The organism is Micromonospora trifolii, assembly GCF_050516465.1.
In the GTDB taxonomy this organism is placed as follows: domain Bacteria; phylum Actinomycetota; class Actinomycetes; order Mycobacteriales; family Micromonosporaceae; genus Micromonospora; species Micromonospora trifolii.
In genome coordinates this window covers 4,343,696-4,366,134 of the sequence record NZ_CP191526.1, presented here as the reverse complement: position 1 = coordinate 4,366,134, position 22,439 = coordinate 4,343,696, and the positions used below count along the sequence as shown (strand labels likewise).

20 protein-coding genes are annotated in these 22,439 nt (G+C 72.0%); 16 read left to right on the top strand and 4 right to left on the bottom strand.

The window, feature by feature from the left end; translation table 11 throughout:
• The first annotated feature begins 45 nt into the window (after positions 1-45).
• Positions 46-1,188, top strand: coding sequence for a polysaccharide pyruvyl transferase family protein (locus tag ACQRWP_RS20125; RefSeq protein WP_430496867.1), 1,143 nt, complete (start codon positions 46-48; stop codon positions 1,186-1,188).
• 7 nt (positions 1,189-1,195) lie between these two features.
• Here ACQRWP_RS20125 and ACQRWP_RS20120 read toward each other — a convergent pair whose 3' ends face one another.
• A complete protein-coding gene (locus tag ACQRWP_RS20120; RefSeq protein ID WP_210783471.1) occupies positions 1,196-1,402 on the bottom strand; it encodes a hypothetical protein in 207 nt (68 codons plus the stop codon).
• Between the two features lie 82 nt (positions 1,403-1,484).
• Between ACQRWP_RS20120 and ACQRWP_RS20115 the strand changes: the two genes are divergently transcribed.
• Complete coding sequence (locus ACQRWP_RS20115) at positions 1,485-2,003, top strand: DinB family protein (protein WP_354942420.1); 519 nt, start codon at positions 1,485-1,487, stop codon at positions 2,001-2,003.
• A 27-nt stretch (positions 2,004-2,030) separates the two neighbouring features.
• On the opposite strand, the gene ACQRWP_RS20110 is transcribed toward ACQRWP_RS20115, so the two are convergent.
• A complete protein-coding gene (locus ACQRWP_RS20110; protein WP_430496864.1) occupies positions 2,031-2,903 on the bottom strand; it encodes a carbohydrate kinase family protein in 873 nt (290 codons plus the stop codon).
• 193 nt (positions 2,904-3,096) lie between these two features.
• On the opposite strand from ACQRWP_RS20110, the gene ACQRWP_RS20105 reads away from it, so the two are divergent.
• Together ACQRWP_RS20105 and ACQRWP_RS20100 are read left to right on the top strand one after the other, a co-directional pair.
• Positions 3,097-6,480 carry an SNF2-related protein gene (locus tag ACQRWP_RS20105; protein WP_430496862.1) on the top strand — a complete coding sequence of 1,128 codons (3,384 nt, stop codon included), beginning with the start codon at positions 3,097-3,099 and terminating at the stop codon, positions 6,478-6,480.
• Positions 6,481-6,556: 76 nt separating this feature from the next.
• Positions 6,557-7,465 (top strand): SWIM zinc finger family protein, encoded by a 909-nt coding sequence (locus ACQRWP_RS20100; RefSeq protein ID WP_430496860.1) that lies wholly within the window; start codon positions 6,557-6,559, stop codon positions 7,463-7,465.
• Positions 7,466-7,511: 46 nt separating this feature from the next.
• Here the strand turns inward: ACQRWP_RS20100 and ACQRWP_RS20095 are convergent, their stop codons facing one another.
• Positions 7,512-7,769 (bottom strand): DUF3040 domain-containing protein, encoded by a 258-nt coding sequence (locus ACQRWP_RS20095; RefSeq protein ID WP_091409372.1) that lies wholly within the window; start codon positions 7,767-7,769, stop codon positions 7,512-7,514.
• Between the two features lie 431 nt (positions 7,770-8,200).
• Here ACQRWP_RS20095 and ACQRWP_RS20090 point away from each other — a divergent pair, with 431 nt between their 5' ends.
• Genes ACQRWP_RS20090 through ACQRWP_RS20070 form a run of 5 tightly spaced genes read left to right on the top strand, consistent with a single transcriptional unit; the run spans position 8,201 to position 14,452 of the window.
• On the top strand, positions 8,201-10,282 hold the full coding sequence (locus ACQRWP_RS20090) for a DUF1800 family protein (protein ID WP_430496858.1): 2,082 nt from the start codon (positions 8,201-8,203) through the stop codon (positions 10,280-10,282).
• Positions 10,283-10,290: 8 nt separating this feature from the next.
• Positions 10,291-11,673: a DUF1501 domain-containing protein gene (locus tag ACQRWP_RS20085; protein WP_396794071.1), complete on the top strand. Its 1,383-nt coding sequence runs from the start codon at positions 10,291-10,293 to the stop codon at positions 11,671-11,673.
• Entirely contained in the window at positions 11,670-13,088 is a 1,419-nt protein-coding gene (locus tag ACQRWP_RS20080; protein WP_430496856.1) for a ferredoxin reductase family protein, read from the top strand. Before ACQRWP_RS20085 ends, ACQRWP_RS20080 begins: the two co-directional genes overlap by 4 nt.
• A gap of 13 nt (positions 13,089-13,101) precedes the next feature.
• Positions 13,102-13,680 carry an FMN-binding protein gene (locus ACQRWP_RS20075; RefSeq protein WP_430496854.1) on the top strand — a complete coding sequence of 193 codons (579 nt, stop codon included), beginning with the start codon at positions 13,102-13,104 and terminating at the stop codon, positions 13,678-13,680.
• Between the two features lie 49 nt (positions 13,681-13,729).
• On the top strand, positions 13,730-14,452 hold the full coding sequence (locus tag ACQRWP_RS20070; RefSeq protein WP_430503236.1) for an FAD:protein FMN transferase: 723 nt from the start codon (positions 13,730-13,732) through the stop codon (positions 14,450-14,452).
• 263 nt (positions 14,453-14,715) lie between these two features.
• Here the strand turns inward: ACQRWP_RS20070 and ACQRWP_RS20065 are convergent, their stop codons facing one another.
• On the bottom strand, positions 14,716-15,387 hold the full coding sequence (locus tag ACQRWP_RS20065; protein ID WP_091409390.1) for a bifunctional DNA primase/polymerase: 672 nt from the start codon (positions 15,385-15,387) through the stop codon (positions 14,716-14,718).
• A gap of 248 nt (positions 15,388-15,635) precedes the next feature.
• Between ACQRWP_RS20065 and ACQRWP_RS20060 the strand changes: the two genes are divergently transcribed.
• From ACQRWP_RS20060 to mctP, 7 genes are all read left to right on the top strand, one after another.
• On the top strand, positions 15,636-16,865 hold the full coding sequence (locus tag ACQRWP_RS20060) for a helix-turn-helix domain-containing protein (protein ID WP_238680500.1): 1,230 nt from the start codon (positions 15,636-15,638) through the stop codon (positions 16,863-16,865).
• 16 nt (positions 16,866-16,881) lie between these two features.
• Positions 16,882-17,454 carry a flavoprotein gene (locus tag ACQRWP_RS20055; RefSeq protein ID WP_238690551.1) on the top strand — a complete coding sequence of 191 codons (573 nt, stop codon included), beginning with the start codon at positions 16,882-16,884 and terminating at the stop codon, positions 17,452-17,454.
• Positions 17,455-17,572: 118 nt separating this feature from the next.
• Positions 17,573-18,409: a Nif3-like dinuclear metal center hexameric protein gene (locus tag ACQRWP_RS20050; protein WP_430503235.1), complete on the top strand. Its 837-nt coding sequence runs from the start codon at positions 17,573-17,575 to the stop codon at positions 18,407-18,409.
• Entirely contained in the window at positions 18,399-19,136 is a 738-nt protein-coding gene (locus ACQRWP_RS20045) for a zinc ribbon domain-containing protein (protein WP_430496851.1), read from the top strand. Before ACQRWP_RS20050 ends, ACQRWP_RS20045 begins: the two co-directional genes overlap by 11 nt.
• A 3-nt stretch (positions 19,137-19,139) precedes the next feature.
• Positions 19,140-20,318 carry a bifunctional RNase H/acid phosphatase gene (locus ACQRWP_RS20040; RefSeq protein WP_430496849.1) on the top strand — a complete coding sequence of 393 codons (1,179 nt, stop codon included), beginning with the start codon at positions 19,140-19,142 and terminating at the stop codon, positions 20,316-20,318.
• A 162-nt stretch (positions 20,319-20,480) separates the two neighbouring features.
• A complete protein-coding gene (locus ACQRWP_RS20035) occupies positions 20,481-20,723 on the top strand; it encodes a DUF3311 domain-containing protein (RefSeq protein ID WP_091409411.1) in 243 nt (80 codons plus the stop codon).
• On the top strand, positions 20,723-22,372 hold the full coding sequence (gene mctP, locus ACQRWP_RS20030) for a monocarboxylate uptake permease MctP (RefSeq protein ID WP_430496847.1): 1,650 nt from the start codon (positions 20,723-20,725) through the stop codon (positions 22,370-22,372). The genes ACQRWP_RS20035 and mctP overlap by 1 nt, the downstream gene beginning before the upstream one ends.
• Positions 22,373-22,439: the final 67 nt, after the last annotated feature.

Sequence of the window (22,439 nt, the reverse complement as noted above, 5' to 3'; positions counted from 1 at the left end):
CCCAGCGGGAAACCGGCGCGGACCGCACCTGGGGAGGAGCGACGGATGACGCATGGCGCCGGACTGACCATCGGTGTGCTCGGCTCGTACGGTGGGCGAAACCTCGGCGACGAGGCGATCCTCACCGGCCTGCTCACCGATCTGCGTACGCAGGAACCGAACGCCCGGATCATCGTCTTCTCCAGGAACCCGGAGCACACCCGGGCCGCACACCCGGACGTCGAAGCGGTGCCCTGGGAGGGCGTGAGCCGGACCGACTCGGCCCTGGTCCTGGCCCAACTCGACCTGCTCATCCTGGGCGGCGGCGGCATCCTGTACGACCGGGAGGCCCGCCGTTACCTGCGGGTGGTCCGGGTGGCCCAGGAACGGGGCCTGCCGCTGATCACGTACGCGGTGGGGGTCGGGCCGCTCAGCGACGGGGTGGACACCGGCATGGTCCGGGAAACGCTCTCCAGCGCGACCCAGGTGACCGTCCGGGACCAGGAGTCCCGGATGGTGCTGGAGGAAGCCGGTCTGCTCAACCCGATCACGGTCACGGCGGACCCGGCGTTCCTCCTGCAACCGGAGGAGTTCCCGGCCCACCTGCTGGCCGAGGAGGGTGTGCCGGTCGGTAAGCGGTTGGTCGGGATAAGCGTGCGGGAGCCGGGCCGGGCCGCCGAACGCCTCGACGTGGATGGCTACCACCGGCTGCTGGCCCAGATCGGTGACTTCCTGGTGCACCGGATCGACGCGTACGTGCTGTTCGTGCCGATGGAGCGCGACGACATCCGGCACGCCCACGGGGTGCTGTCGCACATGGTCGCCGCCGAGCGGGGTCGAATCCTGCACGGCACCTACACTCCGCAGCAGGTGCTGGGGCTGATGCGCCACTTCGACCTGGCCGTCGGCATGCGCCTGCACTTCCTGATCTTCGCGGCGATGGTCGGTACGCCGTTCCTGCCCCTGCCGTACGCCGGCAAGGTCTTCGACCTGGCCCAACGCCTCGGCGTGCCGGCGCTACGCGGCGTGGAGCGGGAGGTCGAGGGGCCGCTGCTGGCCGAGGTCGACCGACTCTGGGACGAGCGGGAGCAACGGGCCGAGGCCACCGCACGACGGGTGGCGGAGGTGTGCGATCAGGCGCGGGGCACCTCGGAGGTCACCCGTGGCGTGCTGGAGAGCCTGCGCAGCCAGGCCCTGACCCGGGTCTGAGCGGCGGTCACACCGCCGGGCCGGTCCACCGGTAGCGCCACTCGCGGGCCTCCTCGCGGGCGGTCTCCAACTCGTAGATCTGCGCGTTGGCCAGCCCACCGGAGCCGAGGTGATGGTGGGTCAGCGGCGGACGGCCGTTGCTGTCCAGTTCGACGGTGATGGTCTGCCCGTCCGCCGTGCCGCCGACGAGAAGGATCTGCACGGATGAAGCCATGCGCCCATCCTGCCCGGCGCAGCGCCCGCCCGCAGCGGATAGCGGGGCAGCGGGGCACCCGGCCCGTGGCTAGGGTCGGCGGATGGAGCAGACGATCGATCCCACGCTCGGTCCGGTGCTCGCCCGCACCGGCGACGAACGCGCCGTCCTGACCTCGTTCCTCGACTTCCACCGGGCCGTGCTGCTGCGCAAACTGCGCGGTCTCTCCGACGCCGACGCCCGCCGCCGGCTGGTGCCGTCGGCGACCACGCTCGCCGGGCTGGTCAAGCACCTGACCCTGGTCGAGCGGAACTGGTTCCCGACCCTGTTGGCCCCCGAGCCCGGCGACGTCTACCTGACCTCCGAGGAGGACGCGGTCGCCAGCTTCACGCTCGGCGACCAGGAAACCATCGTCGGGATCACCGAGGCGTACGAGCGGGCCTGCGCCCGCTCCCGGGCGGTCGCCGCGAGCGTCGACCTCGACCACGTGGTGCCGCACCCGCAGCTCGGTGAGGTGTCGGTGCGTTGGATTCTGGTGCACATGATCGAGGAGACGGCCCGGCACGCGGGCCACGCCGACATCCTGCGCGAGCTGACCGACGGCGAGGCCGGCGCGCTCTGAGCCTCGGTCGGCGCACGCCGTCGACCGTCAACCGGTGGGCAACAGGCCCGGCGGGTACTCCATCCCGTCATGCGTACAGGCCGCAGCGGCAACCCGCCCCGCGTACCGGGCGGCACGCGCCAGTGGCTCGCCGCGAAGCCGAGCGGCGATCAGGCCGGCCGCGAAGGCGTCGCCTGCCCCGTTGCTGTCCACCACCGGCTTGTCCGGGACGGTGGGCGGCACGGGCACCGCCGTGCCGTCACCCGGGTACAACTCGGCGCCGTCCGCGCCGCGGGTCACCACCACCGTCCGGGGCGCCAGCGTGCCGGCGAGCGACGCGGCCCGGTCGCCCAACCGCACCGCGCTCAGCAGAACCAGGTCGGCGACCTCAGCGAACGGCTGATGGTAGGTGTTCTCGCCGTCCCAGTCGTGCAGGTCGGTGGAGAGTGCCACGCCCGCCGGAACGGCAGCCCGCACGGCGGGCAGCAACGGCACCGCCCAATCCATGATCGAGAGGTGGACGTGCCGGGCGTCGCGGACCAGTGCGGCCAATTCGCTGGCGGGAAACGGTGGACCACCCTGCCATGGGCGCGGGTCGTACAGCGACGTGCGCCGCCCGCGCGGGTCCACCAGGTTCACCGACCGGCGGGTGCCGCCCCGGTGCTCGGCCAGCAACGCCGGCACCTCGGCCCGGGTCAACGCCGCCCGGACCAGCTCACCGGCCGGATCGGCACCGAGGGTGTCGACCACCAGTACCCGCAGGCCGAGCGCCCGGGCAGCCAATGCCACCCCGGCACCGGTGTTGCCGATCCGCAGCTCGATCGGCTCGACGGTGTGGGAATCGGCAGCCGGTAGCGGCAGCGCGGGCACCCGAACCCGTACGTCCACGCCAAGCCCGCCAAGAACCAGCAGATCGACCACGACGCTGACGCTAGCCCGTTGCCGCTCCCACCTCCAGCGTCCCGCGATCTTGCACTTTCTGTGGCGACAAAAGGTGCACCGTTCGCAGAACGTCGACACGAACTGCAAGATCGGCGCGGGTGGGCCGGTGGGTGCGGACGCCTGGTCAGGCGGGCCGCCTATTCTGGGGGCGGGCGGCGACTAGGGGGAGCAGGTGCTGGTCATCCACGGGCTGTGGTTGCCCGGCGGCAGCTCGACCGGCGGCCTCGCCGTCTGGGCCGAGGACAGCGCCGCACCGATTCCCGCTCCGCGTTCGGGCCGGGCGGCCCGGGAACGCCCACACCCCTTCGCCGCCGGCCACACCGACCTGGCCGCCGTCCTCGCCGATGCCGCCGAGCCGAGCCGGCCGGACACCGCACTACTCACCCTGCCCACCCTGGCGGGCGCGCCGACCGACTCACCCGAGCTGATCCGGACCACCGTCGCACCTGCGGCCCGCGGCCGGCTCACCCTTGCCGGGTGGCGGGTCCCCACCCTGGTGTACGCCCCGGACGACACCCTTTCGCTGCTGCAAGCCCTGGACGACATCCCGGCGGTGGCCGGGGCCACCCTGCGGCACCTCGCCGAGCTGGCCGACTTCGCCGCCGACCTGGTGACCCGTGGCCGCGTCCTCCCCGGCGTGCGCGCGACGACGGCCGACCAGACGTCCGACACTGGCGCGACGGCGGGTGACTGGATGCGCGGCGCTGGTACGACGACGACGGCGTCGGGCGGTGCCGGGCAGGGGCCCGCGCAGGGGCCCGCGCAGGCGGTCTGGCGTCCGCTGCTGACCGGCACCGACGCCGCTTGGGCGCGCTCGTTGGCGCTGGCCCTTCCGCCGGCGGCCCGAGCCGCCGTCCAGCCGTCCGCCACCGCCGCGCTGCCGCCGCCCACCGCCGCGGCTGCTCAGGGGCCCACCGGGAGCGCCGCCACCTCCGCCCCGGCGACCGTCGGTTCGGGCGGACCTGAGCTGACCGCTGCCGCGCTGGTCGCTGATGCGCTGGATGCGTTGACCGACGCCGCCGCGCGGGCTGCGCTGGCGGCCACCACGCTGGCCCGAGGGCTGCGCCCGGGTGGTCCGGCACCGGCCTGGCTGGCCGCGCTCGCCGGCCCGCAGCGGGACTTCACCATCGACCCGGCCGGGCTGGCCACCCTCTCCGCCGAACTGGACGCCTGGCAGCGCGACGCCGCCGGTGGCCCGGTGCGGGCCAGTTTCCGCCTGGTGGAGCCGGCCCCCGACGAGGTCACCGAACCGATCCTGGCCACCCGGGCGGTGTCCGCCGACAGTGTGCCGGTGCCGGCGTCCGCCGACGGTGCGCCGGTGCCGGCGTCCGCCGACGGTGCGCCAGTGCCGGTGCCTGTCGACAGCGCGTCGGTGTCGGCCGCGTCGATCGGTGCCGGGCGCTGGCGGTTGGAGTTCGGGTTGCAGGCCGCGGACGAGCCCGGCCTGCACGTCGACGCCGGGGAGATCTGGCGAGCGCCGCAGACCCTCGGCGGCCTCGTTGGCCGGACGACCAGCCCGCAGGAGACGCTCCTCGCCGAGCTGGGCCGGGCCAGCCGGCTCTGGCCGGACCTGGACGCCGCGCTGCGTACCGCCGCCCCGGAGTCGATGGAACTCGACGTCGAGGGGGCGCACCGGTTCCTCAGCGCGGGTGCCCCGGTGCTGCACGCGGCCGGTTTCGGGGTGCTGCTGCCGTCCTGGTGGCAGCGTCCGTCGGCGCGACTGGGTGCCCGGTTGCGAGCGCGCAGCCGCACCGCGCCGGGCACTGTGGGCGGCGCCGACGCCGGTGTCGGTCTGGACGCCCTGGTCGACTACCGCTGGGAGATCGCGCTCGGTGACCAGCCGCTCTCCGCCGAGGAGTTGGCGGCGCTGGCCGAGACGAAGACCCCGCTGGTACGGCTCCGCGGCCGGTGGGTGGAGCTGGACCCGGGGCGGCTCGCCGCCGGTCTGCGCCTGCTCCGCTCCGCGGGCGAGCTGACCGTCGCCGACCTGCTCCGCCTCGGGCTGGCCGACGGCGAGGCCACCGGCGAGTTGCCGGTGCTGGAGGTGACCGCCGACGGGGCGCTGGGCGACCTGCTCGCGGGAGCGGTCGAGCGGCGGCTCACCCCGCTGGACCCGCCACCGGGCTTCCAGGGGACGCTGCGGCCGTACCAGCAGCGGGGGTTGGCCTGGCTGGCCTTCCTGCGCTCACTCGGTCTGGGCGGTGTGCTCGCCGACGACATGGGGCTGGGCAAGACGGTGCAACTGCTCGCGCTGCTCGCCGGGGACCCACCGGAGGCCGGGCCGACCCTGCTGGTCTGTCCGATGTCGCTGGTCGGCAACTGGCAGCGGGAGGCTGCCCGGTTCACCCCGGAGCTGCGGGTACACGTACACCATGGTGCCGAGCGGGCGCGGGGGGCGGAGTTCACCGCGGCCGCGCACGGCGCGGACCTGGTCCTCACCACCTACTCGGTGGCCGCCCGCGACGCCGCCGACCTGGCCGGCATCGACTGGCACCGGGTGGTGGTGGACGAGGCGCAGGCGATCAAGAACGCGTCGACCCGGCAGGCCGAGGCGGTTCGCGCGCTGCCCGCCCGGCAGCGGGTGGCGGTGACCGGTACGCCGGTGGAGAACCGCCTCGCCGACCTGTGGTCGATCATGCAGTTCGCCAACCCGGGTCTGCTCGGGCCGGCCGCGACGTTCCGCAAACGGTTCGCCGAGCCAATCGAGCGGCACGGCGACGCCGAGGCCGCCGAGCGGCTCCGCCGGATCACCGGCCCGTTCGTGTTGCGCCGGCTCAAGACCGACTCGTCGATCATCTCGGACCTGCCGGAGAAGCTGGAGATGGAGGTGCTCTGCAACCTCACCGCCGAGCAGGCCGCGCTGTACCGGGTGGTGGTCGACGACATGCTCGCCCGGATCGAGACCAGCGACGGCATCGAGCGGCGTGGCCTGGTCCTGGCCACCATGACCCGCCTCAAGCAGGTCTGCAACCACCCCGCCCAGCTGCTGCGCGACGGCTCGCCGCTGGAGGGCCGCTCCGGCAAGCTGGCCCGGCTCACCGAGATCCTGGAGGAGGTGCTGGCGGCGGGGGAGCGGGCGCTGCTCTTCACCCAGTACGCCGAGTTCGGTGCGATGTTGCGGGGTCACCTGTCGGCGCGGTTCGGCCGGGAGGTGCTGTTCCTGCACGGTGGCCTCGGCAAGGCCGAGCGGGACGCCCTGGTGCAGCGCTTCCAGTCGGCGGAGGGTCCGCCGCTGTTCGTCCTGTCCCTCAAGGCCGGCGGCACCGGGCTGACCCTGACCGCCGCGAACCACGTGGTGCATGTGGACCGGTGGTGGAACCCGGCGGTCGAGGACCAGGCCACCGACCGGGCGTTCCGGATCGGGCAGAGCCGACGGGTGCAGGTCCGCAAGTTCGTCTGCGCCGGCACGGTCGAGGAGAAGGTGGCCGCGCTGATCGCCGACAAGCGCAGCCTCGCCGAGCGAGTGGTCGGCACCGGCGAGCAGTGGATCACCGAGTTGTCCACCGGCCAGTTGAGGGATCTGTTCGCCCTGGAAGCCGGCGCGGTGGTCGAGTGAGCGAGCGGAGCGAGCGAACCATCAGGCACAGCAGCCTTGGGCCTCAAGTCGGCGCGGAGCGCAGCGGAGCGTCGGTGTGAGCACCGACCGTTTTGCCGACTACGGGCGCCCGCGTCGGGTCGACGGGGGTCTGCGGGCGCGCAGCGCCCGGGGGGCGATCGGCCGGTCCTGGTGGTCGCGGCGTTTCCTGGAGGTGCTGGAGTCGTTCGCGCTCGGCACCCGGCTGACCCGGGGCCGGTCGTACGCGCGGGCCGGTCAGGTGCTCACGCTCGACATCACTCCCGGGCGGGTCGACGCGGTGGTGCAGGGTTCCCGGCCGCAGCCGTACCAGGTGTCGATCGCGCTGAAGCCGTTCCCGGCGGCGCTCTGGTCCCGAATCGAGGACGAGCTGGCCGGGCAGGCGTTCTTCAGCGCCCGGCTGCTCGCCGGGGACCTCCCCGACGAGTTGGAGGAGCTGTTCGCCGCCGCCGGCGCGCCGCTCTTCCCGGCCGCCGTGGACGAGTTGACCCAGCGCTGCAACTGCCCCGACTTCGCGGTGCCGTGCAAGCACCTCGCGGCGACGTTCTACCTGCTGGCCGAGGCGTTCGACGCGGACCCGTTCGAGCTGCTGCACTGGCGCGGTCGGTCCCGGGCGGAGTTGCTCGACGAACTCCGCGCCCGGCGGGCCGCGACAACCGGTGCCACCCCACCGCCCCCACCGGTCGACTCACCGTCCGGACCGGACGGTGACGTGTCGACGGTGGACGCGGTGGCACCGGTCGGTGCCGCCCGCGCGCTCGCCGGGCTGTCGGCGACGCCGCTGGCGGAGACGGCGGACCGGTTCTGGTCGGCGCCGGTGCCGCTGCCGGATCGGCCGCCCCGACTGGTGACCGGCACCGACCTGCTGCTTCGCCAGCTCGGAGCGCCCGCCCCGGCCATTGGTGGGCCGGGACTGCTCGAACGGTTGCGCCGCGCGTACCGGGCGTTCGGTCCGGCCGACCGGTGAGCTGTCACGTCCACCGGTTGAGCCGTCCTGTTGAGCGGTTGAACAGTCACGTCCAGCGGCGGCGGAACCGCCACATGATCGCGGCGTTGGCCACCAGCACCACCGCGCAGATCGCGCCGGTGAGTCGACCGGCGAACACGGCTATCGCCGGCAGCGACGCCCACAGCACGATGGTCAACAACATCAGGTAGCGGCCCCTGCGGGCCCGGGCCCGGTGGTCCAGCCGGTTGAAAAAAGCTGGGTCACTTTCCCGGAGCTGACGGGTGATCTGGTCGAATCTGCGCTGATCCTCTTTGCTGAGCATGGCGCTGCCTTCCCCTCACGCGTTCAGCGGTTCGGCGGCATACCCGCTGCGGTGGCGGCTCACGCTCGCCCGCTGTTGCTACTTTTCCTCCGAGCGAGCGCGCTTCATGTCCGGCTTACCTGAACCTTAAGTTTGCCTTTGGTGTTGAACGACGTCGAAACTGCCGCGTACGGCCGCGAGGTCCGATCCGTGCTCGGCTGCCGCGCGTACGCCCTGCTGGGAAGGTCTGCGGGCGGGCCCGTCCCGCCGCCCGCCGCCGAGGTCGCACTGAGCGCTGTCTTAAGTGCCCTCACGAGTGGGTTCCGGCCACCTTGAAGGGCCCTGGGGCCTTGGTTACCTTGCCGTAGCAACCCCCTCAGGCAACAGTCGCCGCACCTGCCGCACCTGCCCGGTAGCAGCTTTCGGCGCTCATCAGAAATCGGGATTGGTACATGGCCGACCAGAATGTGCCACCACGTCGACCGCGGGACGACCGCGGTTGGGACGGACATCAGCACCCCAGCGCTGACGGCTACGGCGACCCCCACACGCCCGCGCCCTACGGCTACGACTCGCCCCACCCCTACCAGGGCGGCTACGCCGCGCAGGCCGACCCGCGTGAGCAGTACGCCGGGCAGCCCGCGCCGGCCCCGCGCGGTCCGCAGTGGGTCGGCCCGGAGGGCCTTGGCCGCCCGGCCCCGGCACGACCGGCCGGCACCGGACTGCCCACCCTCGACGATGACAACGAGCCGGGTCGCAAGGTCGGCCGACGTAAGGCGATGGTGGCCCTCGGCGGCACCGCCGCTGTCGTCGCCGGTGGCGCGGCGCTCGCCATGACCCCGCAGATCCGTGGCCTCTTCGGCGACGAGGCGGCGGCCGGCGACGCGACCGGCAGCACGGTGACCGACGGCACCGCGGCGCGTCCCAGCGGCCAGCAGCCCAGCACCGTGCGTACCTACACCGAGCAGAACGAGAGCTACATGGGCTCCCGGGCCGGTGAGGCGCTGAAGAAGAACGCGCCGGCCGGTGGGCGGACCTTCTCCGGCCCAGCCGCTGCCGCGGCGGCGACCAAGGTGACCGTGAAGACGGTGCTGGCCAAGGACCCGATCCTGCACCTGGCCCGGCGCGCCACCTTCGGCGCGACGCCCGCGGTGGTCGCCGACATCAAGCGCGAGGGCATGGACGCCTGGATCCGCGCCCAGCTGGACCCGGACAAGCTGGAGCCGAGCAAGGGTGAGCTGAAGCTGGCCGAGCTGCCGACCCAGAAGCTCTCCGTGCAGCAGCTGCGCGACCAGCGGGACAAGCTCAACGAGCGGGACGCCCAGCCGGAGCGGGAGATGGTCGACGCCACCATCGCCCGGCAGATCTGGTCCAAGCGCCAGCTGTTCGAGGTGATGGTCGACTTCTGGAACGACTTCCTGCACGTCGCGGCGGACTTCGACGGCGGCGAGGTGTACCGCAACTCGTTCGACCAGGACGTCGTGCGCAAGCACGCGCTGGGTAGCTACCCGGAGATGCTGGTCGCCGCGAACAAGCACCCGGCGCTGCTGATCTACCTGAACCAGAAGGACTCCCGCAAGGACGCGATCAACGAGAACCTCGCCCGGGAGAACCTCGAGCTCTACTCGGTCGGCGTCGACGGCGGCTACAAGGAGCCGGACGTCCGGCAGGCCGCCATGCTGCAGACCGGCCGCGGTGTCGACGACAAGGGCAAGTACGTCTTCCGCCCCGAGCAGCACTACGTCGGCAAGGTGAAGATCCTCGGCTTCACCCACGCGAACAACTCGGCCGACCCGAAGAAGGCCGAAGCGGCGATCGACGCGTACATCACCTACATCGCGACGCACCCGTCGACCGCGAAGTACGTGGCGCAGAGCCTGGCCACCCGGTTCGTCTCGGACACCCCGCCGAAGTCCCTGGTGGACCGGCTGGCCAAGACGTACACGACCAACAAGGGCATGATCAAGCCGGTCCTGATGACGCTGTTCTGCTCCTCGGAGTTCTGGGCCGGTGTGGGCCAGAAGGTGCGCCGGCCGATGGAGTACCTGGTCGCCACGTACCGCACCCTGGGTGTCTCGCCGGAGGCGTCGCCGAAGCACAACAACGGCGACAGCAAGCGCACCGCGTACGCCCGGGGGCTGCGCCAGATCCACGACAAGATGCGCGAGCTGGGCCAGTCCCCGATGGGTCATCCGACCCCGGACGGCTACCCGGACGTCTACGTCGCCTGGACCTCGGCCGGCACCATGGTCAACGGCTGGAACGAGGCGGGCGAGATCCTCGCCGGCTACCGGACCACCTTCACGTACACGGCGCCGGAGAAGCTGGTCGCCAAGCCGCCGGCGACGGCCGGGGCGTACGTGGACGCGCTCTCCCTGCGGCTGGTGGGCCAGAAGCTGAGCACGCGGGAGAAGAACCTCATCCTCGGCGTGGCCGGTGTGGCGACGACCACCAAGGTCGACGCCACGTTCAACGGGGCCATCACCGCCGTCGCGCGGGCGATCCTCGCTTCCCCCCAGCACCACCTCCGGTGAGGCACCCGATGGAGAAGACTGTGTACAACTCTTTCCCCCTGCACCCCGAATGCCCCGACGTGCGACGGCTGGCCGACAACCCGGCCGAGGCGTTGCTGCGCGCCGAGGCGGACATCGTCGCCGCCGAGAACGCCGCCGAGTTCGACAGGTACCGCACCCTGGAGAACCTGGAAGAGGCCCAGCAGGACGGTCGCGGCGTGACCCGGCGGACCTTCGTCGCCGGTGCCGCCGCCACCGCCACCGCGCTGGCCACCGCCCAGTTCGTCACCACCTCGGCGTCGTTCGCGGCGACCAAGACCGGCACCCTGATCCACGTCTTCCTCTACGGCGGGCTGGACGGCCTGAGCCTGATCGCGCCGGACAACGACGCGGTGCTCAACAAGGCCCGGCCCGACCTGCTGCTCGGCAACGACTCGCTGGCCCTGGGCCGCGGCTTCAAGCTGACCAGCGCGTTCAAGCCGCTGGAGAAGTGGCTCACGGCCGGTCAGCTGGGCTTCATCCCGGCGGTCTCCGACGAGCGGCTGTCCCGCAGCCACTTCCAGGCCGCCGACGCCTGCAACCTGGGTGGGCTGCCCAACGAGACCGGCGGCCGGGGTTGGCTCGACGGTCTGGTCGACAACCTGGGCAAGGGCACCGCGTTCCGCAGCGTCGGCATCGGCAGCACCCTGCCCCGCTCGCTGGTCGGCAACAACGGCGCGCTGTCGCTGAACAACGTCGGCTCCCTGCGGCTCAACGGTGACGAGCGGTTCCGGGCCGCCACCGAGAAGGCCATCAAGGGGCTCTTCACCGGGATCAACCACCCGGTCGAGGAGGCCGTGCAGGAGGGCATGGGCGCGCTGGCCACCGCCCAGAAGCTCGCCGCCAAGCCGTACCAGCCCGCCGAGGGCGTCAAGTACGAGGGCGTCGGCAACGCGTTCCAGCAACTCGCCCAGCTGATCAAGGGCGGCGCCAACGTGCGGGTCGCCACCGTCGGCATGGGTGGCTACGACACCCACGAGAACCAGGGCACCCGCGAGGGCGGCCAGCTGCACCGCCGGCTGAACGAGCTGGCCAGCGCCATGGCCGCCTTCTTCACCGACCTCGGCCCGAAGGCCGCCGACGTGACGATCATGGTGTCCAGCGAGTTCGGCCGTCGGGTCGGCTCCAACAACAACGGCACCGACCACGGGCACGGCGGCGTGGTCACCCTGCTCTCCGGCAAGAAGCTGGCCGGTTCGCTGCTCGGCACCTGGAACGGCCTGGACAAGCTGGATTCCGGTGACGTGCCGGAGTACAACAACATGTTCAACGTTTACGGCGCGGTGGCGCAGGGCCGGTTCGGGCTCACCAACGCGGAGGTCGACAAGGTCTTCCCCCGCCAGAAGTACGCCCCGATGAAGCTGTACGCGTGACGCATTCGCACACCCACGCCGCCGGCCGTCGTACCGGGACCTCGTCCCGGCACGGCGGCCGGTCGGCTGCGCCCGTACCCCCGCAGATCCCGGCCCGGCGCGGACCCGGCGGCCGACGGCTGCTGGGCGTGCTGCTCCTGGTCGGCCTGCTCGCCAGCGTGCTGCCGTGGTGGTTGGGCACCCCCGCCGGATCGTTGCGGAGCACCGCGGCCACCGTCACCGCGGCCGGCCGGATCACCGGCCTGATCGCCGGCTACCTGCTGCTGGTGCAGGTGCTGATGATGAGTCGACTGCCGATGCTGGAACGGTGGATCGGCGGCGAGCACATGGCCCGCTGGCACCGGGACGTCGGCGCCACCCTGCTGGTCACCGTGCTGGCGCACATGTCGCTGATCCTGGTCGGCTACGCCGACCTGCGTAACCAGTCGATCCTCGCCGAGGTCGGCACGTTGCTCGGCGACTATGAGGACATGGTCTCGGCGTTCGTCGCCACCGGCATCATGATGCTTGTCGGGTTCAGCAGCGTCCGGGCGATCCGGCGGGCACTGCCCTACGAGCTGTGGCACCTGCTGCACCTGTCCAGCTACCTGATCCTGCTGCTCGGCTTCGGCCACCAGTTCACCCACGGCGCGCAGCTGTACAAGCCCGGCCCGGTGCGCACCGGCTGGATCGCGCTCTACCTGCTGGTGATCGCCGCCCTGCTCTGGGGCCGCGTGATCGCGCCGCTGGCGTTCAACCTGCGCTACAAGCTGCGGGTCGCCGACGTGGTCGCCGAGAGCACCGACACCATCTCCATCTACCTCACCGGGGAGCGGCTCGGCCGGCTGGCGATGCTCGGCGGCCAACACTTCCGCTGGCGGTTCCTCACCCGGGGCTGCTGGTGGCAGTCGCACCCGTTCTCCGTCTCCGCCGCCGCCAATGGCCGCTGGCTGCGGGTCACCGTCAAGGTGGTCGGCACCCACACCGCCGACCTGCGCGACCTGGAACCGGGCACCCGGGTCTGGGCGGAAGGCCCGTCGGGCACCTTCACCGCCGCGCACCGGCTCCGCGAGCGGGCGCTGCTGATCGCCGGCGGCAGCGGCATCACGCCGATCCGGGCGATGCTGGAGGAGTTGCCGCCGGGCGCCGCGCTGATCTACCGGGCCCGCACGCCGGCTGACGTGCTGCTCAGCCGCGAGTTGGACTGGCTGGCCCAGGAGCGCGACACCTCCGTCTGGTACGTCATCGGCTCCCGCGACGACCCCGGCCCCCGCCAGCTGATGAGCCCCGACGGGCTACGGCAACTGGTGCCCGACGTCGCCCGACGCGACGTCTACCTGTGCGGGCCGCCCGGTTTGGTGGAACAGTCGGTGCGTGCGCTGCGGCGGGCCGGCGTGCCCCGGCGGCAGATCCACCTGGCCACGTTCGAGCTGTAGGAAGGGCATCCCCATGCGTCGCGCGCTCCTCGCGATCACCGGCCTGGCCGCCAGCACCACCGCGCTGGTGGTGTTCAAGGGCTCGCCGGGCACCACCCAGGTCGCCCAGAACCTACCGACCGCCCAGCCGGTCAACCCCACCCCGCAGGATGTCGAGCCGAGCGCCGACCCGTCGGGCGTGGCACCGAAGCCGTCGAAGACCGCCGACGCGCCCACGTCGCCCAAACCGACCAAGAGCACCGCCCGCCCGTCCGGCACCCGCACCACCACGAAGGCCGCACCCCGGACCACCACCAAGGCACCCCAGTCGACCACCCGCCGGGTCACCGGCAACGGCTTCGAGAACGAGTACGGGTACGTGCAGGTGCAGATCGTCGTCTCGGGTAGCCGGATCGTCGAGGCCGTCGCGCTGTCGCTGCCCAGCGGGGGTGAATCCGACATCCACAGCGGCGACGTCCGCAACCGTTACGACGGCGGCGGCGGCGAGGTGGTGCAGAAGCAGAACGCGAACCTCAACACCGTCTCCGGGGCCACCGAGACCAGCAACTCCTACAAGCAGTCGCTGCGGTCGGCCATCGAGCAGGCATTCTGACGTGCGGGCCACGCTGACCCGACCGGGGCTGTGCCGGGTCGAACAGATCATGGGTACGGCCATCACCCTGGACCTCGCCGACGACCTGCCACCGGCGACGCTGCGCGAGTTGGCCGATGAGGTCTTCGCCTGGATGCGCGAGGTGGACGCCCGGTTCAGTACCTACCAGCCGAACAGCGAGGTGTGCCGCTTCGACCGGGGTGAGGTGCTGCTCTCCGAGGCGTCCGCGGACCTGCGGTACGTGCTGGAGACCTGCGCCGACCTGTGGGGCGCCACCGACGGGTTCTTCGACGCGTACGCCACCGGTCGGCTCGACCCGTCCGGCTTCGTCAAGGGCTGGGCGGCTCAGGTCGCCTCGGACCGCCTCGTCGCCGCCGGTGCCGTCAACCACTGCGTGAACGCCGGCGGTGACGTACGGGTGCGGGGCCTGTCGCCGTCCGGGGAGCCCTGGCGCATCGGCATCCGGCACCCGTGGGACGCGATGGCGGCCTGCCTGGTGCTCAGCGGGACCGACCTGGCGGTGGCCACGTCCGGCGTGTACGAGCGGGGCCGGCACGTGCTGGACCCGCGCCGGGGCGCACCGGCCAGTGGGCTGCGCTCGGTGACGGTGGTCGGCACCGACCTCGGGGTGGCCGACGCGTACGCCACCGCCGCCCTCGCCATGGGCACCCCCGGTCTCACTTGGCTGGCCCGCCTGAACGACCACACCCACGCGGCGATAACCGACAACGCCCGCCAGCACCACTCCGTCGACCTCCCCCTGACCGACTAGCGGAGGGGGCGGTGGGTGCCGGCTGGGCGGGAGCCGGTGGGGCGTGGGCGGCCGGGGCGGGAGCCGGACGGTCGGGTGCCGGCCCAGCGGCGCCCTGGGTGGCTGCGCCGGGGCGGCTCGGTGCCGCCGGGGTGAGGCGCTCTGTCGTTGCTGGACATCGTTCCCCCGTTCGTGGCGCGCGTTCGCGCTCTTGCCATGTCAACGAGGACCGGTGTCCCGGCGACGCTGTCGGGCACCGGATCGAATCGTCGACCGGGCCGGTTTCACATGCCTCGTCGGGGCAGCGGCAGGTGACCGGGGAGCAGGTCGGGGGCGAGCGTCACCCCGGCAGCGCGCAGCGCCCCGATCAACGTGTTCTGCACGAGGTACGAATCCGGGAGCTGCCAGCGCGCCTGCTCCGGGGCGACCGCCCAGCGGACCGTGCCCTCCGGCAGCCGGGTGGGCGGCGCGGGGATCCACGAGCCCGGCCCGTGCCGGACCACGTGGAAGCAGTGCTCCAACTCCGGCCGGAGCGGATCGCCGGGGCGGACCAGGAACATCCACCGTCCGGTGGGCGTGACCAGCACCGGCCCGCGTACGCCGGTGCCGGCCGGGTGGATCTGGACCGCGTCGAGCACGTGCCGGCCGAGGTGGGCGGGCACCTCCAGCACGTCGAAGGCCCGGCCGGTGGGCAGCAGCACCCCGTGCGGTCGGCTCCGCCACCAGGTCGCCACCCGGGCCGGGTCGGCGCTGGCCGCCAGCTCCCAGTTCTCCAGGGCGGGGTGACAGCCCACTGTGGGACAGCCGGCCCGGCCGCAGACGAAGCGGCTGCGGGCCAGGCAGGCACCCGGGGTGACCTCCCAGCCGTGTACGGCGTACCGGATGGCGACCCGGCGCAGCCGGACCCGTTCCAGCGGCGACAGTTCGGCAACGCGCGGTACGACATTCCCCCACATGTGTGCCAACTCCTCTCGTCGGGCCCGGCGTTCGCCAGGTCGCATGTCGAGCACCGTCACTGCCGTAACCCACGATCGTTGAGGTTGACGAACGGCTCGTGCAACTTGCACGAAAACTACGAGGACTAGCTGTACGGCTGACGTACATCCTGTGCGACCAGCGAAAACCTGAAAGTGAACGGCAGTCGCCGTACCCGCAGACATCGCTCCGACTCGATTGGTCGTCGGTGGCAGGGGAGGATGGGGAGATGGACGAGCTACCCATAGGACGGCGAGTTGCCTACTGGCGGGGGCGACGCAAGATGTCGCAGCAGGTCTTCGCGGACCGGCTGGGCAAGTCCAAGAGCTGGGTGGACAAGGTCGAGCGCGGCGTCCGGCGGTTGGACAAGTTCTCCGTCCTCTACGAGATCGCCGACATCCTCCAGATGGACGTCCAGCTGCTGATGGGCAAGGACCCGGAGCGGCGCGCCGACGCCCTCAACTGCATCGACCAGGTCGAGGTGCAGGAGATCCGGGCGGCGCTGGAACGCTACGACTCGATGAGCGCGTACTTCGACGCGGCGCCGTACCCGCCGCCGATGGACGACATGCGCAAGGCCGTCAACCACGCCTGGCTCACCTACCAGTACGGCCGCTACGGGATGCTCACCCGGGCGCTGCCGAAGCTGCTGCGCGACGCCCAGGCGGCCGACGCCGCCTACGGCGGTGAGCAGGCCGCCGAGGCGGCCCACCTGCTCGGCCAGGTCTACCAGATCGCCTCCTCGGTGCTGCGCAAGCTCGGCGAGTGCGAGCTCGCCTGGTTGGCCGCCGACCGGTCGATGGCGGTGGCCCAGCGGGCCGACGACCCGCTGCTGGCCGGGATCGCCACCACCCGGGTGTGCAACGCCCTGGTCGCGATGGGCCGGGCTCGCCCCGCGCTGGAGCTGAACGTCCAGATCGCCAACCGGCTGGCACCGGGTGGCAGCAACGAGGTCTCTCCGGCCCGCCTCTCCGTCTACGGGATGCTGCTGCTCCAGGGCGCGATGGCCGCGTCCCGCATCGGCGACTCGGCCAGCGTCGACGACCTGATCAACTGCGCGCAGGAGGCCGCCACCCTGCTCGGCGGCGACCACAACCACTACTGGACGTCGTTCGGTCCGACCAACGTCGAGCTGCACCGGGCCGCCGCCGCCGTGGAGCTGGGCGACGGGGGGCGGGCCGTGGAGGTGCACCAGCTGCGCATCGCGGAGCCCTCCTTCAACGCGCTGCTGCCCGAGCGCCGCGCCCACCACCTGCTCGACATCGCCCGCGGGTACGCCCAGATAGGTGACGTGGCGAACGCCGGCGAGATGCTGCTGCTCGGTGATCGGCTCGCCCCGTCGGAGATCCGCTGCCGGCCGATCGCGCACGAGGTGATGTCCGACATCCTCCGTCGCACACGTGGTGCGCCGCCTTCTCCGGTAGCGGAGTTGGCTGAGCACATGGGAGTAGGGGTATGAGCGCGGAGCCGGTCTGATGGCCGGTGCAGCGCACAACAGCGGGCACCGCGAGGTGCTCTACGTCATCGCCTGCGGTTCGCCGCTGGCCCGGCACGTCGGTCGTCTGGTCGACCTCGCCCAACAGGACGGTTGGGACGTCTGCGTGGTCACCACGCCGGACGGCGCGAAGTTCGTCGACCAGTCGGCCCTGATTCGGCAGACCGGCCACCCGGTGCGGACGCACTACAAGAATCCCGGTGACCCGGACGTGCTGCCGCCCGCCGACGCCATGATCGTCTGCCCGGCCACCGTCAACACTGTCAACAAGTGGGCCGCCGGGATCACCGACACCCTGGCGCTCGGGCTGTTGGTCGAGGCCCAGGGCAAGGGCGTCCCCATCGTGGCGGTGCCGTACACCAACGCGGCGATGGCCTGCCACCCGGCGTTTCGTGCCGGGGTGGCGCGGTTGGCCGAGTGGGGCGTCACGGTGCTCTTCGGCGACGACGTGATCGCTCTGCATCCGCCCGGCACTGGGGAACAGCACCTGCACGCCTTCCCCTGGGCGATGCCGCTGGCCGCATTGCAGACCGTCTCCTGGAGCGCCGCCTAGCGCGTCCGGCAGATCTTCCACCCGAAGCGGCCGGGCCGGGTGTCACCGCCCGGTGGCCCCGACGCCGGTAAGCTGGCCCGCCGTGAGCACAAGCGGATCCGCCCCCACAGTCAGCGACGTGGTGGCCGCGCTGGAACGGCGCTTTCCGCCGGTCTGGGCGGAGGAGTGGGACCGGGTGGGCCTGGTGCTCGGTGAGCCGGCCGCCCCGGTCCGCCGGGTGCTCTGCGTTGTCGACGTGGTGCCCGAAACGGTCGACGAAGCCCTCGCCGCCGACGCGGACATGATCGTTTCGCATCACCCGCTGCTGCTGCGCGGGGTGTCCTCGGTCGCCGCGACGACCTTCAAGGGGCGGATCATCCACCAGTTGATCCGGTCCGGGGTGGCGCTCTACGCGGCGCACACCAACGCCGACGTGGCCTCCCCGGGCGTCTCCGACGCCCTCGCCGCCCGCTTCGGGCTCACCGGTCTGCGCCCACTTCAACGACCCGCGCCCGGCTCGCCCGCCCACGGCGACGACCGGGGTTTCGGCCGGATCGGCGAGCTGCCCCAGCCGATGACCCTCGCCGAGCTGACCCGGCACGCCGCAGCGGTGCTCCCTGTCACGTCCTGGGGAGTTCGCGCGGCGGGGGATCCCGGGCGTATGGTTCGTACCCTCGCCGTCAGCGGCGGGTCGGGGGACAGCTTCCTCGGCGCCGCGACCGCCGCCGGGGTGGACGCTTTCCTCACCGCCGACCTGCGGCACCACCCGGCCGGCGAGCACCTCGCCGCCGATGGTCCCGCCCTGATCGACGCCGCCCACTGGGCGACCGAACGACCGTGGCTGGACGACCTGGCCGCCTTCCTCCGGGAGGCGCTGGACGTCGAGACGCTGGTGTCCGACCTGGACACCGACCCGTGGACCGTGCACGCCGCCGCACCCGTTGTGGACGACAAGGAGCCCGACCGTGAAGGCTGACCCTCAGGTGCAGCGCCGCCTGCTCGACCTCCAGGCGATCGACACCAACCTCGCCCAGCTCGCCCACCGTCGGCGAACGCTTGCCGAGCGGGCCGAGCTGGAGTCGCTGGCCCGGGAGCTGTCGTCGATGGAGGACGAGCGGGTCCGCGCCCAGGTGGCGGTGGACGACCTGGACCGGGACATCGCCCGGTTGGAAAAGGACGTCGAGCAGGTCCGGGCCCGCAAGGAGAAGGACGAGAACCGGCTTGCCGCCGGCACCGGCCCGGCCCGTGAGCTGGAGGCGCTCCAGCACGAGCTGGTCTCGCTCAAGCGCCGCCAGGGCGACCTGGAGGACGCCGAGCTGGAGCTGATGGAGCAGCGGGAGACCGCGCAGGGCGTACTGGACGGCGTGGAGCAGCGGCTGGCCGAGACCCGGGACAAGCGGGCCGCGACCGAGCAGCGCCGCGACGAAGCGCTGGCCGAGATCACCAAGGAGGAGGAGTTCAAGCGGGGCGCCCGTCAGCCGCTCGCCGGCGACCTCCCCAGCGAGCTGGTCAACCTCTACGACAAGATCCGCGAGGACACCGGGCTGGGTGCCGCGCTGCTCACCGGGGGCCGCTGCGGCGGGTGCCGCCTGGACCTGTCCGGCGCCGACCTGGCCCGGATCCGCAAGGCCGCCCCCGACGACGTGGTCCGCTGCGAGGACTGCCGACGGATCATGGTCCGCACCAACGAGTCGGGCCTGTAGGTCGTGGCGCCGCGCGTGGTCTCCATGGAGGCCGACGGTGGGTCCCGGGGCAACCCCGGCCCCGCCGGCTACGGCGCGGTGGTCCGCGACCCGGAGACCGGCGAGGTGCTCGCCGAGCGCTCCGAGTCGCTCGGCACTGCCACCAACAACGTCGCCGAGTACCAGGGCCTGATCGCCGGGCTGACCGCCGCCGCCGAACTGGGCGCCGCCGAGGTGGACGTCCGGATGGACTCCAAGCTGGTGGTCGAGCAGATGTGCGGCCGGTGGCAGATCAAGCACCCCGGCCTGCGGCCCCTCGCCGCCCAGGCCGCCGCGCTGGTGGGCCGGTTCACAGCGGTCCGGTTCAGCTGGATTCCGCGCGAGCAGAACCGGCACGCCGACGCCCTCGCCAACGCCGCCATGGACGCCGCCGCGGGTCGCCCCCCGGCGACTGCGGCCCCCGCCCGTCCTGCGACGGCTGCAACCACCGGCCAGCCCTCGACGACGCCCGCCACCCCGATCGTCGGCAGCGACCCGGCGACCGCGCCGGCCTCCTGGGAGCCACGGCCGACCTTCACCGCCACCCGACTGATCCTGGTCCGGCACGGCGAGACCGAGTACACCGAGCAGCGCCGCTACTCCGGGCGCGGCGACGTGCCGCTCTCCGAGCGTGGCCGGGCCCAGGCCCGCGCCACCGGCACCCGGGTGGCCGAGCTGGCCCCGTCCGTCGCGGCCGTGCTCAGCTCACCGTTGTCCCGGTGTACGGCCACCGCGGCGTCGATCGCCGGGGCGCTCGGTGACGTGCCGGTCCGCACCGAGGACGACCTGATCGAGTGCGACTTCGGCCAGTGGGAGGGGCGCACCTTCGCCGAGGTGCGCCAGCAGTGGCCGGGGGAGATGGACGCCTGGCTCGCCTCACCCCGGATCGCGCCGCCGGGTGGGGAGTCGTTCACCCACGTCGCCGAACGCGCGCACCGCGTCATCAGCGGGCTGCTCACCGCGTACCCCGGTGAGACCGTGGTGGTCGTCTCGCACGTCTCGCCGATCAAGCTGGTGCTGCGCGACGCCCTCGCGGCCGGCGACGGCTTCCTGCACCGGCTCTTCCTGGACGCGGCCGGCATCTCGGTGCTCGACATGTGGCCCGACGGTGGCGTGGCCGTGCGCACTGTCAACGACACCGCCCACCTCTCCACGCTCGACTGAGCCGCCGCACCCTCCGTTCGTAGGGCCGGTCGGGCGCGCCGTTCGGCGCAGCCGGCCGGCCGTTCGGCGCAGCACCCTCCGAGCGGGCAAGGTGGCCGCCATCACAGAGTCGTAGCCTCCGGCCGTTACATCGAGAGCCACGACTCCCCGGAGGTGTGTCAGATGGCTGCACCCGAACCGGAGGCGCCGCCCACGGCGCCGACCAGGGCGAAGGACCACAGCCCCTGGAACTGGTTGCTCTTCATCCCCATCGTGGTGCCGCTGATCCCGGCGTTCTTCAATGGCGACTCGCCCCGGGTCTTCGGCTTCCCGCGCTTCTACTGGCTGCAACTGGCCTTCATCCTGCTCGGCGTCGGCACCACCACGTTGGTCTACCAGATGACGAAGAAGCGGGGAGGCCGCTGATGTGGCGCGACCATCTCACCGAGATCATCGTCTTCTCCCTGCTGTTCCTCCTGGTCAGCGTGATGGGCTTCGTGGCCGCCCGGTGGCGGGCACCGAAGGACATGGCGCACCTGGACGAGTGGGGGCTGGGCGGGCGCAGCTTCGGCGGCTGGATCACCTGGTTCCTGGTCGGCGGTGACCTCTACACCGCGTACACCTTCGTGGCGGTGCCGGCGTTGATGTTCGGTGCCGGCGCGGCCGGGTTCTTCGCCGTGCCGTACACCATCGTCATCTACCCGCTGGTCTTCCTGGTGCTGGTGCGACTCTGGTCGGTGTCGCACCGGCACGGGTTCGTCACGCCGGCCGACTTCGTCCGCAACCGGTTCGACTCGCCGGTGCTGGCGCTGCTGATCGCGATCACCGGCATCGTCGCCACCATGCCGTACATCGCGTTGCAGCTGATCGGCATCGAGGCGGTGCTCAAGACGATGGGCGTCACCGGCGACAACGCGCTGGCCCGACACCTGCCGATCATCATCGCGTTCGCCATCCTGGCCGCCTACACGTACCAGTCGGGGTTGCGCGCGCCCGCGCTGATCGCGTTCGTCAAGGACAGCCTGATCTACATCGTGATCCTGGTGGCGGTCATCTACCTGCCGTACAAGCTGGGCGGCTGGGGTGACATCTTCGCCGCCGCGGACGCGAAGTTCGACGCCTCGCCCAACCCGAACGACGGCATCCTGCTCAACGGCAACAACCAACTTCAGTACGTGACGTTGGCGCTCGGCTCGGCGTTGGCGCTCTTCCTCTACCCGCACAGCATCACCGGTGTGCTGGCCAGCAGGAACCGCGACGTGATCAAGCGGAACATGTCGGCGCTGCCCGCGTACAGCCTGCTGCTCGGGTTGATCGCGCTGCTCGGCTACATGGCCATCGCGGCCGGCGTGAAGCCGCTGCCCGGCGCGAAGGAAGGCACTGTCGACAGCAACACCGTCGTCCCGCTGTTGTTCGACCAGCAGTTCCCGGACTGGTTCGCCGGTGTCGCGTACGCGGCGATCGGCATCGGTGCGCTGGTGCCCGCGGCGATCATGTCGATCGCGGCGGCGAACCTGTTCACCCGCAACATCTACAAGGAGTACCTGAAGAGGGACGCCTCCCCGGCCCAGGAGGCGAACGTCTCGAAGATCACCTCGCTGGTGGTGAAGGTCGGCGCGGTGGCCTGCATCGTCTTCCTCGACCCGCAGTTCTCCATCGACCTCCAGCTGATCGGTGGCGTGATCATCCTTCAGACGCTGCCGGCGGTGGCGCTGGGCCTCTACACCCGTTGGTTCCACCGCACCGGCCTGATCGTCGGCTGGGTGGCCGGCATGGGGTTGGGCATGTGGATGCTCTACCAGGTGGCCAGCCCGACCCGGAAGCACTTCGGCGGCTCGGCGTTCCCGCTGTCGGAATTCGGGTTCGACACCACCCGGACGATCTACGTCGGCATCGTGGCGGTGGCGGTCAACCTGGCCGTGGCGGCGCTGGTGACGCTGGCACTGCGGGCCGCGAAGGTCGAGGAAGGCGTCGACGGCACCGAGCCGGACGACTACTTCGCCGACGAGGGCGACCCCCGCATCACCCCGGGCCCCGAGCGCGACGCCGACTCGGCCCGCGAACCGGTCGCCTGACCCCAGGCACACGTACGCCCGGGCGCCGACGTGGTTCGGCGCCCGGGCGTCCCTGTTTGCGCGCGCT

Bases quoted from the DNA above. Each gene is read 5' to 3' on its own strand.
- ACQRWP_RS20055 (WP_238690551.1), top strand. From the start codon at position 16,882: ATGGCCGGTGCAGCGCACAACAGCGGGCACCGCGAGGTGCTCTACGTC.
- ACQRWP_RS20125 (WP_430496867.1), top strand. From the start codon at position 46: ATGACGCATGGCGCCGGACTGACCATCGGTGTGCTCGGCTCGTACGGT.
- ACQRWP_RS20075 (WP_430496854.1), top strand. From the start codon at position 13,102: ATGCGTCGCGCGCTCCTCGCGATCACCGGCCTGGCCGCCAGCACCACC.
- mctP (WP_430496847.1), top strand. From the start codon at position 20,723: ATGTGGCGCGACCATCTCACCGAGATCATCGTCTTCTCCCTGCTGTTC.
- ACQRWP_RS20085 (WP_396794071.1), top strand. From the start codon at position 10,291: ATGGAGAAGACTGTGTACAACTCTTTCCCCCTGCACCCCGAATGCCCC.
- ACQRWP_RS20070 (WP_430503236.1), top strand. From the start codon at position 13,730: ATGGGTACGGCCATCACCCTGGACCTCGCCGACGACCTGCCACCGGCG.
- ACQRWP_RS20090 (WP_430496858.1), top strand. From the start codon at position 8,201: ATGGCCGACCAGAATGTGCCACCACGTCGACCGCGGGACGACCGCGGT.
- ACQRWP_RS20060 (WP_238680500.1), top strand. From the start codon at position 15,636: ATGGACGAGCTACCCATAGGACGGCGAGTTGCCTACTGGCGGGGGCGA.
- ACQRWP_RS20120 (WP_210783471.1), bottom strand. From the start codon at position 1,402: ATGGCTTCATCCGTGCAGATCCTTCTCGTCGGCGGCACGGCGGACGGG.
- ACQRWP_RS20065 (WP_091409390.1), bottom strand. From the start codon at position 15,387: ATGTGGGGGAATGTCGTACCGCGCGTTGCCGAACTGTCGCCGCTGGAA.
- ACQRWP_RS20115 (WP_354942420.1), top strand. From the start codon at position 1,485: ATGGAGCAGACGATCGATCCCACGCTCGGTCCGGTGCTCGCCCGCACC.
- ACQRWP_RS20035 (WP_091409411.1), top strand. From the start codon at position 20,481: ATGGCTGCACCCGAACCGGAGGCGCCGCCCACGGCGCCGACCAGGGCG.
- ACQRWP_RS20095 (WP_091409372.1), bottom strand. From the start codon at position 7,769: ATGCTCAGCAAAGAGGATCAGCGCAGATTCGACCAGATCACCCGTCAG.